The sequence below is a fragment of the Serratia nevei genome, from assembly GCF_037948395.1.
GTDB classification, from domain to species: Bacteria; Pseudomonadota; Gammaproteobacteria; order Enterobacterales; family Enterobacteriaceae; genus Serratia; species Serratia nevei.
On record NZ_CP149940.1, the window covers coordinates 2,154,841 to 2,171,179 of the forward strand.

Consider the following 16,339-nt stretch of genomic DNA (forward strand, 5'->3'; position numbering starts at 1 on the left):
GTTTATGGCAATGAATCGTTATGGTCAGCCGGTCGGGGAACCGATGCCGGATTGGCAGCCGGCTCGCCGCCCGGGGGGCGCGACGCTCGGCGGGCGTTTCTGCTCGCTGGCACCGCTCGAGCCGCAGCGGGATTACGCCGCGCTGTTCGAGGCGTTTCAACTGGCGCCGGACGGCCGCGACTGGACCTATCTGTCTATCGAACGGCCCGATACGCCGGCGGCGATGCTGCAACATCTGGAGACGCTGCAGGCCAACCCGGCGCTGGTCAATCTGACGGTGTTTGACGCCGCCAGCGACGCGCCGGTGGGCACGGTGGCGCTGATGCGCATCGACGAGGCCAACGGCGTGCTGGAGATCGGCCACGTCAGCTGGTCGCCGTTGATGAAACAGCGCTCCAGCGCCACCGAAGCCATCGCGCTGCTGCTGCGCTACGCCTTCGACACGCTGGGCTACCGCCGCTGCGAGTGGAAGTGCGACAGCCATAACGCGCCGTCGCGCCAGGCCGCGCTGCGCTTCGGTTTTCGCTACGAGGGTAACTTCCGCTTTGCGGTGATCGTCAAGGGGCGCAGCCGGGATACCGACTGGTTCGCCATCACCGCTGACCGTTGGCCGGCGGTGCGGCAGGCGCTGGCGCGCTGGCTGAGCGCGGACAACTTCGATGCGCAGGGGCGGCAGATAGCCAGGCTACAGGTGTTGCGCGGCGAATGATAAGCAAAAAGGCGGCCCAGGGGCCGCCTTTTTATCGGGCTAAAGCGCTTACTTCAGCTCGTCGACCATGGTGGTGGCGCGGCCGATGTAGTTGGCCGGGGTCATCGCCTTCAGACGGGTTTTCTCTTCTTCCGGCAGCGCCAGGCCATCGATGAACGCCTGCATGCCGGCGGCATCCACGCGTTTGCCGCGGGTCAGCTCTTTCAGCTTCTCGTATGGCTTCTCGATGCCGTAGCGGCGCATCACGGTCTGGATCGGCTCGGCCAGCACTTCCCAGTTGTGATCCAGTTCGTCCAGCAGGTGCGCCTGGTTCACTTCCAGCTTGCTGATGCCTTTCAGGGTAGCCTGATAGGCGATCAGCGCGTAGCCCAGGCCCACGCCCAGGTTACGCAGCACGGTGGAGTCGGTCAGGTCGCGCTGCCAGCGGGACACCGGCAGTTTACCCGCCAGGTGGCCCAACACGGCGTTGGCCAGGCCCAGGTTGCCTTCGGAGTTTTCGAAGTCGATCGGGTTGACCTTGTGCGGCATGGTGGAAGAGCCGATTTCGCCGGCGATGGTCTTCTGCTTGAAGTGGTTCAGGGCGATGTAGCCCCAGATGTCGCGGTCGAAGTCGATCAGGATGGTGTTGAAACGCGCTACGCAGTCGAACAGCTCGGCGATGTAGTCATGCGGCTCGATCTGGGTGGTGTACGGGTTCCAGGTGATGCCGAGCGAGGTCACGAACGCCTCGCTGAACTGGTGCCAGTCCACTTCCGGGTAAGCGACGATGTGGGCGTTGTAGTTGCCGACCGCGCCGTTGATTTTACCCATGATCTCCACGCGCTCCAGCTGACGGTACTGGCGCTCCATGCGGTAAGCCACGTTGGCGAACTCTTTGCCGACGGTCGACGGGGTCGCCGGCTGGCCGTGGGTGCGCGACAGCAGCGGGATATCGCGGTATTCCAGCGCCAACCCTTTCAGCGCGTCGATGATCTTGCGCCAGTAAGGCAGCACCACGTCCTGACGGGCGCTTTGCAGCATCAACGCGTGCGACAGGTTGTTGATGTCTTCAGAGGTGCAGGCGAAGTGGATGAACTCGGACACCGCGTGCAGCGCAGGCACCGCCGCCACTTTTTCCTTCAGGAAATACTCGACCGCTTTCACGTCGTGGTTGGTGGTGCGCTCGATGGTTTTGATGCGCTGAGCGTCTTCTTCATTGAATTCCGCGACGATTTTGTCGAGGAAAGCGTTTGCGTCGGCGTCAAAAGCGGGAACTTCCTTGATTTCTGCGCAGGCCGCCAGTTTTTGCAGCCAACGTACTTCAACCTGTACGCGGAATTTCAGCAGACCGTATTCGCTGAAAATGGGGCGCAGTGCGCTGACTTTATCACCGTAGCGTCCATCAACGGGGGAAACGGCGGTCAGTGAGGATAATTCCATCGGTAGCAACTCCTGGGATCGATTAACAATGAGCAACGATATTTTGCGCCTGCTTGAACAGACGATTACGGGAAAACATTAACTGCAGGCGGCTGCCGCCGACCTGTTGCCACAGCACGGCGGCGCGAATGCCGGCCAGCAGCGTGGCGCGAACCTTGGCCTGCACCTGCGGGTTCTGCAAGATTGCCGGCGAGCCGGTCACCTGGATGCGCGGCCCGAGCGGGCTGACCACGTCGACGTAAATGCCGGCCAGCGCGCTGATGATGGTGTCCGACTCAAGATCGAAGTGCGCCAGCTGGCGCTCGAGCTGGCCGAGGCGTTCGCCGAGCGTGTTCATCGCCTGTTTGTTGGCGTTGAGCTTGCGCTCCAGCACCATCAGGCTGATGGTGTAGCGGGTCAGTTCCGCACCCGGCCCTTTGTTGTTGGCGTTAAGCACGCCCATCAGGGTTTCGAGGCCGACCAGCAAATTGCGTTCTTCACCGCCGAACACCGCCAGCGTGGAGGGCGGGTCCATCTGCAGCAGGCTTTTCAGCGAGGTTTGAAAGGCTTCGCGGTTGCATTGCCCTTCATGGGCCAACTGCTGAACCAAACGCGCCGCCTGGCTGATACCTGCCATGGCCAGCGTGATGTCATAATAATTCTTCGCCACGATGACTCCTGTAAACGCGGTGAACGGTACATGGCTTACTGCATAAGGTTGTGTGTATCGCCAGGGTAACGGCGGCGGCCGCGAACGAGAACGATCGGGCGTGGCTGTAACAACGATGACAACGAATGCCGCGGATCATGCCACAAAATCGAGGGTAAACCCAGCGTCTAATACGCCCATAACGAGGCGGAGGCGCCGTGCGGCGCAGAACTGTGCAAATAGGCGGCGAAAATCGCCGGCGTGGCGACGCGAACATATTGTTGCGGCGGCAAATAAAGTGCGGCGGCTGCATCTATACTGCCAACGTGAGCCCTCAAATAAAGACCTTTATATGCACGTAAAAAACAAGCAGCCGCTGCCGGCGGTGACGCTGGCGGCCATCGGCGTGGTGTACGGCGATATCGGCACCAGCCCGCTGTACACCCTGCGCGAATGCCTGACGGCAGAGGAGGGCATCACCATGACGCCGGCCTCGATCTACGGTTTTCTGTCGCTGATCTTCTGGCTGCTGACGCTGGTGGTGTCAATTAAATACATTTGTTTCGTGATGCGCGCCGACAACGACGGCGAGGGGGGGATCCTGACGCTGATGTCGCTGGCGATCCGCAACCTGGATTCGCGCTGGGTGCCGGCGGCGGTGCTGATCGGGCTGGTGGGCGGCAGCTTCTTTTATGGCGACGGGGTGATCACCCCGGCCATTTCGGTGCTCTCGGCCATCGAGGGGCTGCAGATTATCGCCCCCGAGCTGGACCGCTTTATCGTGCCGCTCTCGCTGCTGGTGCTGACCGCGCTGTTTGCGATCCAAAAACACGGCACCGGCAGCGTCGGCAAGCTGTTCGCGCCGGCGATGGTGATCTGGTTCCTGACGCTGGCGCTGCTGGGCATCGGCGGCATTTTGCATCACCCCGGCGTGCTGCGGGCGTTGAACCCTTACTGGGCGGTGAATTTTTTCCTCGAGTACAAGGCAGTATCGTTCTTTGCGCTGGGCATGGTGGTGCTGTCGGTGACCGGCGCCGAAGCGCTGTACGCCGATATGGGCCACTTCGGTAAAAAACCGATCCGCCTGGCGTGGTTTACGCTGGTGGCGCCGTCGCTGGTGCTGAACTACTTCGGCCAGGGGGCGCTGCTGCTGGCCAACCCGGCGGCGATCAACAACCCGTTCTTCCTGCTGGCACCGACCTGGGCGCTGATCCCGTTGCTGGTGATCGCCACGCTGGCGACGGTCATCGCCTCGCAGGCGGTGATCTCCGGCGTGTTCTCGCTGACGCGTCAGGCGGTGCGGCTGGGCTACCTGCCGCCGATGCGCATCATTTATACCTCCGATCAGGAGTCCGGGCAGATTTACATTCCGGTGGTGAACTGGCTGCTGTTCGCGGCGGTGCTGATCGTGATCATCAGCTTCAAACACTCCAGCAACCTGGCCTCGGCTTACGGCATCGTGGTGACCGGCACCATGCTGCTGTCGTCGATTTTGCTGAGCATCGTGGCGGTGAAAAACTGGGGCTGGCCGCGCTATCTGGGCGGGCTGATGCTGGTTATCATGCTGTGCATCGACGTGCCGCTGTTCGGCGCCAACCTGATCAAACTGGCGACCGGCGGCTGGCTGCCGGTGGCGCTCGGGCTGACCATTCTGCTGATCATGCTGACCTGGAAGACCGAGCGTTCGCGCCTGATCCGCCGGCTGCGCGACAATCAGGAGGGGCTGACCGCGCTGATCGAGTCGCTGGAGAAGGCGCCACCGAAGCGGGTGCCGGGCACCGCCGTGTTTATGGAGCGCACGCCGCACGCGGTGCCGCTGGTGCTGTTGCACAACCTGAAGCACAACAAGGTGCTGCATGAGCGCGTGGTGCTGCTGACCATCGTCACCACCGACATGCCGTACGTGCACAACGTGCAGCGGGTGGCGATCGAACAGCTGTCGGCGAGCTTTTGGCGGGTGGTGGCGAGCTACGGCTGGCGCGAAACGCCCAACGTGACGGACATTCTGTACCGTTGTGGGCTGGAAGGGATGAGCTTCACCATGAACGAGACCTCGTTCTTCATGTCGCGCGATACGCTGGTGCTGGGCAAGCGGCCCTGGTATTTGCGCATTCGCGGCAAGGTGTTCCAGCTGTTGCAGCGCAACGCGCTACGGGCGCCGGACCTGTTCGAAATCCCGCCAAACCGGGTGATCGAGCTGGGGGCGCAGGTGGAGTTCTGAATAAAAAAAACGCTGCGGTAAACGCAGCGTTTTTCTTTTGCCGGGCAGTTACGCCAGGCGCTGTTCGATGATGCCGCCGCCGAGGCAGATTTCGCCCTGGTAGAACACCGCCGACTGGCCGGGGGTGACGGCGGAGACCGGTTCGTCGAAACGCACTTCGATGCGTTCATCGTCGAGCGGGGTCACGGTGCAAGGGATATCCTGCTGGCGATAGCGGGTCTTCACCGTGCAGCGGAACGGGCCGCTCAGCGGCAGGCGATCCACCCAGTGCAGCTGCTGCGCGATAAGGCCGACGGACATCAGGCGCGGGTGATCGTGCCCCTGCGCGACGACCAGCACGTTGTTGGCCACGTCTTTATCGACCACGTACCACGGATCTTCGCTGCTGTCTTTCATGCCGCCGATGCCCAGCCCTTTGCGTTGGCCCAGGGTGTGATACATCAGGCCCTGGTGTTCGCCGACGGTCTGGCCGTCAACGCTGACGATCGGGCCCGGCTGGGCCGGCAGGTAGCGGCCGAGGAAATCGCGGAACTTGCGTTCGCCGATAAAGCAGATGCCGGTAGAATCTTTCTTCTTGGCGGTGACCAGCTCCAGCTGCTCGGCGATGCGGCGCACCTCCGGCTTCTCGAGCTCCCCGACCGGGAACAGGCTTTGCGCCACCTGCTCGTGGCTCAGGGTGTAGAGGAAGTAGCTCTGATCTTTGTTGCCGTCGACGCCGCGCAGCAGGCGGCTCTTGCCGTCCACGTCCTGGCGGCGCACGTAGTGGCCGGTGGCGATAAAATCGGCCCCCAGATCTTCGGCGGCGAACTCCAGGAAGGCTTTGAATTTGATCTCTTTATTGCACAGGATGTCCGGGTTCGGCGTGCGGCCGGCCTTGTACTCTTCCAGGAACAGCTCAAACACGTTGTCCCAGTATTCCGCCGCAAAGTTCACCGTGTGCAGTTCGATGCCCAGCTTGTCGCAGACCGCTTGCGCGTCGGCCAGATCGGTCGCGGCGGAGCAGTACTCTTCGTCGTCGTCTTCTTCCCAGTTCTTCATGAACAGCCCAGCGACCTGATAGCCCTGTTGCTGTAACAGATAGGCGGTAACGGAAGAGTCGACGCCGCCGGACATACCGACGATTACTTTTTTCTGGCTGTTGTCTGACATGGGGATCTCACGAACTTGAACACGAACCGTGCTGATAAAAACAAGCGCAGGATTTTACCACGTTGGCCGCGCCGGCGCACTGTTCATCTTGTGCTGCCCGGCGCCCTTAAAACGGCCAGGCGAAGCTGCCGACCAGCGACAGCGGGTAGCGCTCCGGCTGCTGGTAGCTGCGAATGCTCTCCGCCACCAGCGCGGAACGCAGGTTGGGCGCCTGCAGAATCTCGTCGGCGCTCAGCCACAGACAGCGATCGATGTCGCTGTCGTGCGGCTCGGTCGGCAGCGGCTGTTCCAGCTCGATAACGAAGCAAAAACGCAGGAACGGCGTGCGATCCGGCGCGATCCACTGGTGCAGGCGCAGGAACGCCTGCGGCGTGGCGCGGATGCCGGTCTCTTCCCACAGCTCGCGTTCGGCGGCCTGCACCAGCGTCTCGTCGGCCTCCAGGTGGCCGGCCGGCTGATTCCACAGCGCTTTGCCGTTGATGGTCTCTTCGACCACCAAAAATTTGCCGGCGGCGTGCACTACGCAGGCCACGGTGACGTGCGGTTTGAACATGCGCTCTCCTTTCCTTACAGCGGTTTGTCGATACGTCGGTAGATGTCGTCCAGCTCGGCGATGCGGGTGCGGTAGCTTTGCAGCAGGCAGGCGGTATCGCCGCCGCACCGCTGGCGTTTTGTCAGCCAGGCCTGCTGGCTGTCCTGCATCGCGCCGCGCGCGCCCATGGCGAACAGGCCGCGCAGGAATTGGTACTTGGTAGCCATTTGCACGTCCAGATCGTTCAGCGTGCGGTTGGCGCAGATGGCTTGCTCATCGCGGTTTGCCGCCTTGGCGCAGTCGAAGCTGGCGGCCTGGGTGGCGAACGGGGCCGCCAGAGCGGCGAGCAGCAGCGCGATCGGCGTGTATTTCATGGCGCCTCCATCAGTTATCGGTCTACAGGGAATCGATGCTTTTCCATTCACCAGGCTGCAGTGAACCCAGCGAAAGATTACCCATACTGTAGCGAATCAGGCGCAGGGTAGGGAACCCGATATGCGCCGTCATGCGACGCACCTGGCGGTTTCGCCCTTCATACAGGGTGATTTTCAGCCAGCTGGTGGGGATGGATTTACGTTCGCGGATCGGTGGGTTGCGCGGCCACAGCCACTGCGGTTCGGCCACCAGCTCCACCCCGGCGGGCAGCGTGGGGCCGTCTTTCAGCGTAACGCCGCTGCGCAATGGCGCCAGATCGCTCTCCTGCGGCGCGCCCTCGACCTGCACATAATAGATTTTGCCGGTGCGCTTCCCCGGCTGGGTGAGCTGCGCCTGCAGCTGGCCGTCGTTGGTCAGCACCAGCAGCCCTTCACTGTCGCGATCCAGGCGCCCGGCGGCGTAAACGTCGGGGAAGGGGATGTACGCTTTCAGCGTGGCGCGGCCGGCTTCGTCGGTGAACTGCGGCAACACGTCGAAGGGCTTGTTGAATAACACAATTCGGCGCGGCCCTTTCGGCGCGGCAGGTTTGGCGGCATTCGGCTTGCTGAATCGTTTAACGTTGTGATTTCTAACAGAGAATTTTTTCATAACAGTTGAGATTACGGATGATAAGCGCATTATAACCGAATCCGTTTCGGATTGGCGCGGACCGAATATTCAAGTAGTATCTACACGCATCTTACAAAGCATTAACAAAATTGCGCTTGAAGGAGAGGTTGATGGAAAGCAAAGTAGTTGTTCCGGCAGAAGGTAAAAAAATCACGGTTGACGCCCAGGGTAAACTGGTTGTTCCTCATAACCCGATCATCCCGTTCATCGAAGGCGACGGCATCGGCGTTGACGTGACTCCTGCCATGATCCACGTGGTTGATGCGGCCGTTAAAAAGGCTTACCACGGCGAACGTAAAATCTCCTGGATGGAAATCTACACCGGCGAAAAATCTACCCACGTTTACGGTAAAGACGTGTGGCTGCCGGACGAAACTCTGGACCTGATCCGCGACTACCGCGTCGCCATCAAAGGCCCCCTGACCACCCCGGTCGGCGGCGGCATCCGTTCTCTGAACGTGGCCCTGCGCCAGCAGCTGGACCTGTACGTGTGCCTGCGCCCGGTGCGTTACTACCAGGGCACCCCAAGCCCGGTGAAACAGCCTGAGCTGACCGACATGGTGATCTTCCGCGAAAACGCCGAAGACATCTACGCCGGCATCGAGTGGAAAGCCGGCTCCGCCGAAGCGGACAAAGTGATCAAATTCCTGCGCGACGAAATGGGCGTGAAGAAAATCCGCTTCCCAGAGCAATGCGGTATCGGCGTGAAGCCATGCTCCGAAGAAGGGACCAAGCGTCTGGTGCGTGCGGCGATCGAATACGCCATCACCAACGACCGTGACTCTGTGACCCTGGTTCACAAAGGCAACATCATGAAGTTCACCGAAGGTGCCTTCAAGGATTGGGGCTATGAGCTGGCGCGCGAAGAGTTCGGCGGCGAGCTGATCGACGGCGGCCCATGGCTGAAGATCAAGAACCCGAACACCGGCAAAGAGATCGTGGTTAAAGACGTGATCGCCGACGCCTTCCTGCAGCAGATCCTGCTGCGCCCGGCGGAATACGACGTAATCGCCTGTATGAACCTGAACGGCGACTACATCTCCGACGCCCTGGCGGCCCAGGTCGGCGGCATCGGCATCGCGCCGGGCGCCAACATCGGCTCCGACTGCGCGCTGTTCGAAGCGACTCACGGTACTGCGCCGAAGTACGCCGGCCAGGACAAAGTGAACCCAGGCTCCATCATCCTGTCTGCAGAGATGATGCTGCGCCACATGGGCTGGTTCGAAGCGGCTGACCTGATCGTTAAGGGCATGGAAGGCGCCATCGCTGCCAAGACCGTGACCTATGACTTCGAACGCCTGATGGAAGGCGCTAAGCTGCTGAAATGCTCAGAGTTTGGCGACGCTATCGTTAAACACATGTAAGTGTGTTCAGCGCTTGAATGAGAGCGGGAGCCTTAGGGCTCCCGTTTTTTTATTGTTCAAATATGAGTGAGGTATCGGACAGGCTCAGCGAGCGGCGTTAGCCGATTCACGTACGACCAGCACCGGGCAATTGGCGTGGCGGACGACGGCGGTGGCATTGGAGCCGAGGAGGTAAGTGATCGCAGAAGGGCGGTTGGAACCCATCACGATAATCTCCGCGTTAAGCGCATCAGCGAGTTCCAGGATCTGATCTTTAGGATCGCCGACGGCAACGTGCGTGGTCACTCTATCTTCAGGCACGCTGAATTGTTTTGCCGCTTTTGCCAGCCCCTCGGTCGCTAGCGCAATGGTTTCGTCTTTGGTTTCTATCGCCGCCGTGGCGGCAAAGCCGAAAGCGGCGTAGGTGGCGCGCGACGGGATCACCGCCAGGAAATGGACGTGGGAGTCTTCGAGCCTGGCGAGCGCGTTGACATGCGGGATGACCTGCTGTGTTAATTCCGGCTCGGTAATATCCACGGGAACCAAGATAGTTTTATACATACTCCCTCCTTATCGTTATCAAAAAACTCCACTTTTTGGATTATAGCTGCTTGATGCAGGGAAAGGAGAGATCCCTATGGCAAACCTGAGAACGTTGGCGCTAAATGTCAGGTGTTTATCGGCGTTATCGTTAAATTCACGCAAGCACGCCGGTTTTTTTGAGTAGAAAGGGAGCCATTGGCTCCCTTGGTTTTAGCTGGCTAAGGTTATCGAAATCTTAATGAGGGATCTCTGAAACCTCTTTGACTTCCGTCTTGTTGATTTGCTGTTTAACGCCATTGGCGTCGGTATAACCGATCAACCCGGCAGCGGTTTCTTTCGGCTTGCCGTCACTGATGAGCGTTCGACCGTCGTGGGTATGGATGGCGTAGCTGGTGCGTGTGCAGCCTGACAGTGCGGCGATGGCAACCAGGGCGATCGCGGGAAGAACAAGCGTTTTTTTCATTTGTAGCTCCTTTTAGTTATCCAACTCACTCATGTTTGCAATCTGATCTCGATTGATCTGTTCCGTTTTGCCCGTTTCTGCATTTCGATAGGAGACTAACCCGGTATCATTATCGACCTGAGGCTTGCCGTCGGTGACAATGGTCTTGCCATCCGTTGTTTTGATCGCCTGATTGGAAGCGCAGCCCGCTATGAACATCACCGTAGTCGCAGTAAGAAGCGCGGCAAAGAGTCGTTTACTTTTCATACTTACCATCCTGGTTACTTAAATGAATTTAATAGCAGGAAAGTAAGTATAGGCAGAATCTCCAGATTGTTAGCGTTGAAACGCTTTTAATGCGATAAAAAATTAAGAATTTCTTAATTTATTGATGGGGTGATTGATCGCTCGGATAACAACGTTATCGATAGGTCAAAGTTCGCAGACGTACTGCCCGGCGAGGGCGCTATGGCTTCATGTCATCATCGGCCCAAGATACTCCGCATGCCGATGCTTGATGCTAACAATGTCTCTGGTGGTTGGGTGTTAATTCTGTATAAGTATTCACCGGGGATCTTTTTGAATACAACGTTGATTCGGCTGATAATCATCCATAAGGACAGGGATATGAAAATAACGCATTCAGGCTACAAAACCGGCATCGCGATACTATTGGCGGCGATGACCGCGCTGACGTTAACGGGGTGTGCCAAGAGTACTGCCCCCAGCCAAAACGATACGGCGAATAAAGAGGTCGATGATCTTTTCGCCAACCTTGGCGACCCAAAGACGCCGGCGCCGGGAAAAGAGAAATTACATTACATGACTCAGGTGCAAGCTGAGATTCAACGCCATTTAAAAGACGCCGCCACTTACTCAGGCCAACGCTGTACATTGCGTATCACGCTGGCGCCGGACGGCATGCCAGTCGGTGTTCGAACTGAAGGTGGCGATCCGGATCTTTGCCGTGCCGCCATGAAGGCGGTTGCCGATGCGCGTCTGCCTAAGCCGCCAACGGCAGAGGTCCATAATGCGTTCCAAATTATCACGTTGGAATTTCGCCCGTAGTGAATAAGCAACGCTGTTTCTGTGCAACGCTATCCCGGTCAAGGCCGGGATTTTTTATTGCCGTCACTCTGCGTTAATGGGTGAAAATCACTAAAGCCATTGATGAATGGTGACGATAAACGTTAAAACCCCTGATTATAAAAGAGTGGCAATGCGTTTTTTCTGGGTCAACATCGGTGGCAGCGTCGCGGAAGTTTTGAAGGGCGAATTTCTGTGGGCGCCGCAATATGGAATAAATAAGACTGGGCACATGTTTAAGCCTGCCGGGTGGGAAACGGTCAAAAAAGTCAAAGAGGGTGACCTGATTTTTTGCCACAAGGGTAGGAAGATTATCGGCGTGGCGACAGCGGTACGCGATGCTTACTCTGCACCGCGGCCTGAGCATCGGGTCGCGGGACCGCGGCATATTGCGGGTACCCAAGTCGATTTGGAACTGACGCGTCTTGAACTACCTATTGATGTTTCCCTTTTTAATCAGGCGTTCATGCGCATGCACAACCCGACTTGCCTTCCGCGCGTTTTTAATAAGACAGGCGGATGCACCGAAAACTATATGTGCGAGATCCCCGCACCGGCAGCCGCGTTGATCGCCAGTTTTATCTCGGAAAATCTCTCTATCAACTTCCATGCGGATACCGTCGAAATCACCAAAGAGATCGGTGGTGAGCAAGCAACGGTGATTCAGGCGCGGATTGGGCATGGCCCCTATCGCGATAAAATGTTTAAGCGGTGGGGAAACCGGTGCGCCGTCACGGGGATTGCGGAGCCGTCTATTCTCATTGCCTCTCACATCGTTGCCTGGTCGATTGCGACCTCAGAAGAAAAAGTGGATCCGCACAATGGTCTGCCGTTAATCCCCAATCTGGACAAGCTGTTCGATCGCGGCATGATCAGTTTTGCCGATGATGGACGTTTGCTGTATTCACGGACGATGAGCGGTTTGTTATGCGAGCTAAGGATCCCGTTGGACGCCAACATTAGCGGGTTGTCTGAAAAGAACAGAGCTTACCTGCGGCGGCATCGAGCGAGATGGGGGTTTGAAGTAGAGCCCTGATGCAGGTTTGCAAATCAGGGCCGGCGCTCCTACCGATACATCATCGCGCTCACGCGCTCGGCCCGATCTTTAAAGCCGTTGCTGCGCATCGTTACCACATAGTAGCGATAGTGATGTTTCTGTGCGTATTCGCGCACCAGGTCTTCGGCGAACAGGCCGCTGAAGGTGACGGTGGTGACGAACGTCAGCCCTTTCACTTCGTAGGTGCTGATCTCTTGCGGGGTGCCGATATACGGCGGCGGGAACACGGTTTTGTGGAACTGGCAGCCCGTCAGCAGCAGGGTAAACAGCAGGGTGGCGGAGATTTGCGGGATTCTCATCGGGAAATGCTTTCCTTCCTTGGCGTGGGTTCTAGTAACTCTATAATAGGATTACAAAATTCGGCGGGGATGTAAAAGTTATCCCGCTTCGGTTGCCGTTTCGTTGAAGCGGTGTCGCCGTCACTCATAAGCATGAGGGGGTAAACATGTTTGTTCGTCTTGCCACTGAAACCGATGCCGCAGCCCTGATCGCCCTCGACAGCGTCGCCGAATACGAGCCGCAGCGCGCGGCGCAGATCCGCGCCTGGTGCGGGCAGGGCATCTGTTATCTTGCCGAGGAACAGGGCATGGTGATGGGCTACGGCGTGCTGCACTATCACTTCTTCGGCTGCGGCTTTATCGAGATGCTGGTGGTTGGCGAGCGCTATCGTCGCCGGGGCGTCGGGCTGGTGCTGATTACGGCGTTGAAGTCCCACTGTCGGCACCCGAAGCTGTTCACCTCCACCAATCGCTCCAACCTGCCGATGCAGCGGCTGCTGTTGAACGCCGGGTTTGTCGCCAGCGGCCAGATTGACAATCTCGATGACGGCGATCCGGAGCAGGTCTTTTTTATCCCGGCGCGCTAATACAGCCGGACATCGACCGCCTGCTGTTGCAGCCAGGTGCTGACGTAGCCATAAGCGGCATAGAAGGCCAGCAGCGCGAAGAGCAGCACGGAAAGCGAGGCCAAAAACTTGACGTCGCCGTGCTTCGACAGCTGATAAGCGCAATAGAGAAAGGCCATCAGGCACAGCAGAGTGAAGGCGATAGCCAGCGTGGCGTAAAAAATAAGCATAACGAAACCCGTTCTTCCTTGTAAGCACGGCAAGGATACCACAGACAAAAAAGGGGCCCAATTGGGCCCCGGTGTGATTCGCTGCGAGAGTGTTACTCCGCCGCGTCGGGATGGTTTTTGCCTTCCTCGATGAATTCTTCGTCGATCTCTTCGATGTTCTCCTCGCTGTCGCGGCCGGACAGGATGTTCCAGCAGGCGATGAACAGCGCGGCGATCAAAGGGCCGATGACGAAGCCGTTGATGCCGTAGATTTCCATGCCGCCCAGGGTGGATATCAGGATCAGGTAGTCCGGCATTTTGGTGTCTTTGCCCACCAGCAGCGGGCGCAGAATGTTGTCCACCAGGCCGATCACCACCACGAAGAACACCACCAGGAAAATGGCTTTCCACAGCATGCCGGTGGCGAAGAAGTAGATCACCGCCGGCACCCAGATGATGGCGGAGCCCACGGCCGGAATGATCGACAGGAACGCCATCAGCGCGCCCCACAGCAGGCTGCCGTCGATGCCGGTAAAGTAAAACGCCAGCCCGCCGAGCGCGCCTTGCACCACGGCGACCACCACCGTGCCCTTGACGGTGGCGCGGGAGACGGCGGCGAACTTCACGAACAGGTGGTGCTTCACGTGCTGGGAGAGCGGCAGCGCTTCGAGCGCCAGGTTCACCAGGTAGGGGCCGTCCTTCAGCAGGAAGAACAGCAGGTAGAGCATTACGCCGAAGCCGACGACGAAGTTGAAGGTGCCCTTGCCGATCAGGAAGACGCTGCCCGCCAGGTATTGGCCGCCCTTGAGCGCCACCTCGGAAAGCTGCTTTTGGATCTCGGCGGCGCTGTTGAGGTTATGCTCCGCCAGGAAGCGCTGCGCCCAGCCGGGCAGGTGGCGCATAAAGTCCGCCAGCATGGTCGGCAATTGGCTGTTGTTGGTCTGCAGCTTGGTGTAGATCACGTTGAATTCCATCGCCAGCGACGAGGCGATGATCGCCAACGGCGTGAACACGATCAGGCAGATTAGCGCCACCGTCAGCAGCGACACCACGCCGTTGCGTTCGCCGACGTACTGCTTCAGCTTCTTTTTCACTGGATGGAAAATCACCGCCAGAATAATCGCCCACAGCACCGAGGAGTAGTAAGGCCCCAGCACGTCGAGAAAGGCGGCGGTGACGATAAACAGGATCAGAATAAAGAATCCTTTGGAAATGCCTTTAGACATCATAGTCGTCCCTCAAAAGATGAATTTTCAGCATAGATGAACTGAATGAAAACAACACTATCATCACCTTTGCTTAACCGGTAGGGGATTTTTAGTGGCGTATTCCATAGGGTTATTAAGGGCAAGGCGGGCGCCGCACGGTGAACAGGCGGCGGCGTGAGAAAGGAAAGAGGGCTAAATGATTAACAAAATTTATCGATTGTGTTTCATTTTGTGAGCCGCGCTTGCCGCCTGCGCCAGGCTTTCCTAGTGTTGATGAGGGCGGCCGTTCGCCCGATATCACGAAGGAGTATGCAAATGACTGAACACAAACGACTCGGCGTCATCGAGAAAACGCTACTGATCGCCTTTGCCGGCCTGCTGGTGTATTTCGCGGCCACCGGCGCCTTGTCATTATCGGGCCTTGATCATCACTGGCCATATCCTTCGCGATAGGCAGGCACCTGCACCAGGGAAAATTCAGCACCGCTTATAACAAACAGAACGACCTTTCTGCTTATCACCCCGCATTATGCCGCCGGCTGAGAAAAGCCAGCGCCAACAGTGCCCCTGACACCGCCGCCGCCAGCACCAGCCACGCCGGGGCCGCCCAACCGGCCGCGGCCACGATGGCGCTCAGCGCGACCGGGCCGATCACCTGGCCGAGATAGTTCCCCTGCATCACCAGCCCCAGGCTCAGCGGCAGCAGCGTCGGTTCCGGCGTCGCCGCCGGCGTGGCGGCCAGAATGGTGGCGGGCAGCATGCCGGCGATGGCGCAGAACAGGAAACACAGCGGGATCAGCAGGCCGTTGGGCGTCATCGGCAGGAAAATGCCGATGCCGAAGATGCCTATGATCAGGCTGGTGGCCGCGAGCAGCGTTCTGGCGGGCAGACCGCGTGACAGCAGTACGCCGGCGGCGAGGTTGCCGATGATGTTCGCCGCCACCGCCGCCGCGCTGATGCCGCCGGCGGCCGCCAACGACAGGCCGATGCGTTGCATCAGGAAGATCGGCAGGAAGGTCATCACCGAGAAAAACTGCAGGTTGTAAGTGGTGAACATCAGCGCCAGCAACAGCGGCCGGCGCGCCCGCAGCATCGCGCCCAGCGCTTGCCGCAGCTGTAACGGCGGAACGTGCGCCTCGGCGGCACGGCGGGAGGTGGTCAACGGCAGCAGCAGGGCAGCTAGCAGCGTCAGCGCCGCACCGGCCTGCCAACTCTGTTGCCAGTCGGCGAGATGAGGGCCGAAAAACAGCGAAATGGCGATGCCCGCCGGCATGAAGGTGCTCCAGATGCCGAACACCAGGCTGCGCTGCGCCGGGGCGACGAGGCGGTTCAGCACCGCCGGCGAAGCGACCACCACGATCACGAAGCCGAGGCCTTCGACAAAGCGGCTGACGATCAATCCGCCGAAGTCGTGCAGCGTGGCGCCGGTAAAGCTGGCGGCGCTGATGATCAGCAGCCCAAGCGCCAGCAGGCGCCGGTCACCCCAGCGGCGCACCAACAGCCCGGCGGCGATGCCGCCGAACACCCCGACGAAGGGAAAGGCCGAAATCACCCAGCTCAGCGCCTCGAGCGAACGGCCGAACTCGGCCTGCAGCGCCGGCAGCGCGATGGTGGCCTTGCCCACGTGCAGCGCCGCGGCGATGCCGGCGAACAGCACGTTGACGACGGCTAACCAGGGCGTGGTGGCGGGAAGAACGCGGTCGATGGCGTCCGGTTTAATCGCGGTCATAACACTCTCCAGTGGCGGTAACGCCATCACTATGTGCTCTTGCAACGGCTGAGGTCGTTCAAATGCTGCGCTATCACGCGGAGAAATTATTCATTTCGAGCTTTATGGATTGCGCGCCTTCGTTGTTTGGTTCGCCAGCGTGCCGCCCGGCGTGGACGCTCGCCTCCCTTCAGCGG

The 16,339-nt window shown here is 59.2% G+C and carries 20 protein-coding genes; 7 read left to right on the plus strand and 13 right to left on the minus strand.

Translation table 11 applies throughout. From position 1 onward, the window contains the following. Positions 1-4: 4 nt before the first annotated feature. Entirely contained in the window at positions 5-709 is a 705-nt protein-coding gene (locus tag V8N38_RS10370; RefSeq protein ID WP_049273793.1) for a GNAT family N-acetyltransferase, read from the plus strand. A gap of 48 nt (positions 710-757) precedes the next feature. On the opposite strand, the gene purB is transcribed toward V8N38_RS10370, so the two are convergent. Then, positions 758-2,128 (minus strand): adenylosuccinate lyase, encoded by a 1,371-nt coding sequence (purB, locus tag V8N38_RS10375; protein ID WP_033638215.1) that lies wholly within the window; start codon positions 2,126-2,128, stop codon positions 758-760. Between the two features lie 22 nt (positions 2,129-2,150). After that, positions 2,151-2,777, minus strand: coding sequence for a high frequency lysogenization protein HflD (gene hflD / locus V8N38_RS10380; protein ID WP_060419339.1), 627 nt, complete (start codon positions 2,775-2,777; stop codon positions 2,151-2,153). A 331-nt stretch (positions 2,778-3,108) separates the two neighbouring features. On the opposite strand from hflD, the gene kup reads away from it, so the two are divergent. Continuing rightward, positions 3,109-4,977 (plus strand): low affinity potassium transporter Kup, encoded by a 1,869-nt coding sequence (gene kup, locus V8N38_RS10385; protein WP_147840259.1) that lies wholly within the window; start codon positions 3,109-3,111, stop codon positions 4,975-4,977. A gap of 48 nt (positions 4,978-5,025) precedes the next feature. Here kup and mnmA read toward each other — a convergent pair whose 3' ends face one another. The 4 genes from mnmA to rluE form a co-directional block, all read right to left on the minus strand. After that, entirely contained in the window at positions 5,026-6,126 is a 1,101-nt protein-coding gene (mnmA, locus tag V8N38_RS10390; RefSeq protein WP_060440158.1) for a tRNA 2-thiouridine(34) synthase MnmA, read from the minus strand. Positions 6,127-6,232: 106 nt separating this feature from the next. Next, positions 6,233-6,679, minus strand: coding sequence for an NUDIX hydrolase (locus tag V8N38_RS10395; RefSeq protein ID WP_025302526.1), 447 nt, complete (start codon positions 6,677-6,679; stop codon positions 6,233-6,235). 14 nt (positions 6,680-6,693) lie between these two features. Further along, positions 6,694-7,032, minus strand: coding sequence for a lysozyme inhibitor LprI family protein (locus V8N38_RS10400; protein WP_060440157.1), 339 nt, complete (start codon positions 7,030-7,032; stop codon positions 6,694-6,696). A gap of 22 nt (positions 7,033-7,054) precedes the next feature. Further along, positions 7,055-7,681: a 23S rRNA pseudouridine(2457) synthase RluE gene (rluE, locus tag V8N38_RS10405; RefSeq protein WP_060440156.1), complete on the minus strand. Its 627-nt coding sequence runs from the start codon at positions 7,679-7,681 to the stop codon at positions 7,055-7,057. A gap of 131 nt (positions 7,682-7,812) precedes the next feature. Here rluE and icd point away from each other — a divergent pair, with 131 nt between their 5' ends. Next, positions 7,813-9,066 carry an NADP-dependent isocitrate dehydrogenase gene (icd, locus tag V8N38_RS10410; RefSeq protein ID WP_015377612.1) on the plus strand — a complete coding sequence of 418 codons (1,254 nt, stop codon included), beginning with the start codon at positions 7,813-7,815 and terminating at the stop codon, positions 9,064-9,066. Positions 9,067-9,150: 84 nt separating this feature from the next. Here icd and uspF read toward each other — a convergent pair whose 3' ends face one another. The 3 genes from uspF to V8N38_RS10425 form a co-directional block, all read right to left on the minus strand. Then, a complete protein-coding gene (gene uspF, locus V8N38_RS10415) occupies positions 9,151-9,606 on the minus strand; it encodes a universal stress protein UspF (protein ID WP_060419331.1) in 456 nt (151 codons plus the stop codon). A gap of 217 nt (positions 9,607-9,823) precedes the next feature. After that, complete coding sequence (locus V8N38_RS10420) at positions 9,824-10,051, minus strand: YgdI/YgdR family lipoprotein (protein ID WP_038877767.1); 228 nt, start codon at positions 10,049-10,051, stop codon at positions 9,824-9,826. A gap of 12 nt (positions 10,052-10,063) precedes the next feature. After that, positions 10,064-10,297: a YgdI/YgdR family lipoprotein gene (locus V8N38_RS10425; protein ID WP_060440113.1), complete on the minus strand. Its 234-nt coding sequence runs from the start codon at positions 10,295-10,297 to the stop codon at positions 10,064-10,066. A gap of 237 nt (positions 10,298-10,534) precedes the next feature. Here V8N38_RS10425 and tolA point away from each other — a divergent pair, with 237 nt between their 5' ends. Next, a complete protein-coding gene (tolA, locus tag V8N38_RS10430; protein ID WP_244951330.1) occupies positions 10,535-11,098 on the plus strand; it encodes a cell envelope integrity protein TolA in 564 nt (187 codons plus the stop codon). Between the two features lie 151 nt (positions 11,099-11,249). Then, on the plus strand, positions 11,250-12,152 hold the full coding sequence (locus V8N38_RS10435) for an HNH endonuclease (RefSeq protein WP_084826359.1): 903 nt from the start codon (positions 11,250-11,252) through the stop codon (positions 12,150-12,152). Positions 12,153-12,181: 29 nt separating this feature from the next. Here the strand turns inward: V8N38_RS10435 and V8N38_RS10440 are convergent, their stop codons facing one another. After that, a complete protein-coding gene (locus V8N38_RS10440) occupies positions 12,182-12,472 on the minus strand; it encodes a hypothetical protein (protein ID WP_087763542.1) in 291 nt (96 codons plus the stop codon). Between the two features lie 146 nt (positions 12,473-12,618). On the opposite strand from V8N38_RS10440, the gene V8N38_RS10445 reads away from it, so the two are divergent. Then, positions 12,619-13,038 carry a GNAT family N-acetyltransferase gene (locus tag V8N38_RS10445; RefSeq protein ID WP_141958996.1) on the plus strand — a complete coding sequence of 140 codons (420 nt, stop codon included), beginning with the start codon at positions 12,619-12,621 and terminating at the stop codon, positions 13,036-13,038. On the opposite strand, the gene V8N38_RS10450 is transcribed toward V8N38_RS10445, so the two are convergent. Continuing rightward, a complete protein-coding gene (locus tag V8N38_RS10450) occupies positions 13,035-13,247 on the minus strand; it encodes a hypothetical protein (protein WP_033638232.1) in 213 nt (70 codons plus the stop codon). The two genes, V8N38_RS10445 and V8N38_RS10450, sit on opposite strands and share 4 nt — an antisense overlap. 92 nt (positions 13,248-13,339) lie before the next feature. Continuing rightward, a complete protein-coding gene (locus tag V8N38_RS10455) occupies positions 13,340-14,455 on the minus strand; it encodes an AI-2E family transporter (protein ID WP_049202735.1) in 1,116 nt (371 codons plus the stop codon). A gap of 294 nt (positions 14,456-14,749) precedes the next feature. On the opposite strand from V8N38_RS10455, the gene V8N38_RS10460 reads away from it, so the two are divergent. Beyond that, the gene (locus tag V8N38_RS10460; RefSeq protein WP_162837928.1) at positions 14,750-14,887 is read left to right on the plus strand and encodes a hypothetical protein; all 138 of its coding nucleotides are present in this window, start codon (positions 14,750-14,752) and stop codon (positions 14,885-14,887) included. A 64-nt stretch (positions 14,888-14,951) separates the two neighbouring features. On the opposite strand, the gene V8N38_RS10465 is transcribed toward V8N38_RS10460, so the two are convergent. After that, positions 14,952-16,163, minus strand: coding sequence for a CynX/NimT family MFS transporter (locus tag V8N38_RS10465; protein ID WP_147840258.1), 1,212 nt, complete (start codon positions 16,161-16,163; stop codon positions 14,952-14,954). Positions 16,164-16,339: the final 176 nt, after the last annotated feature.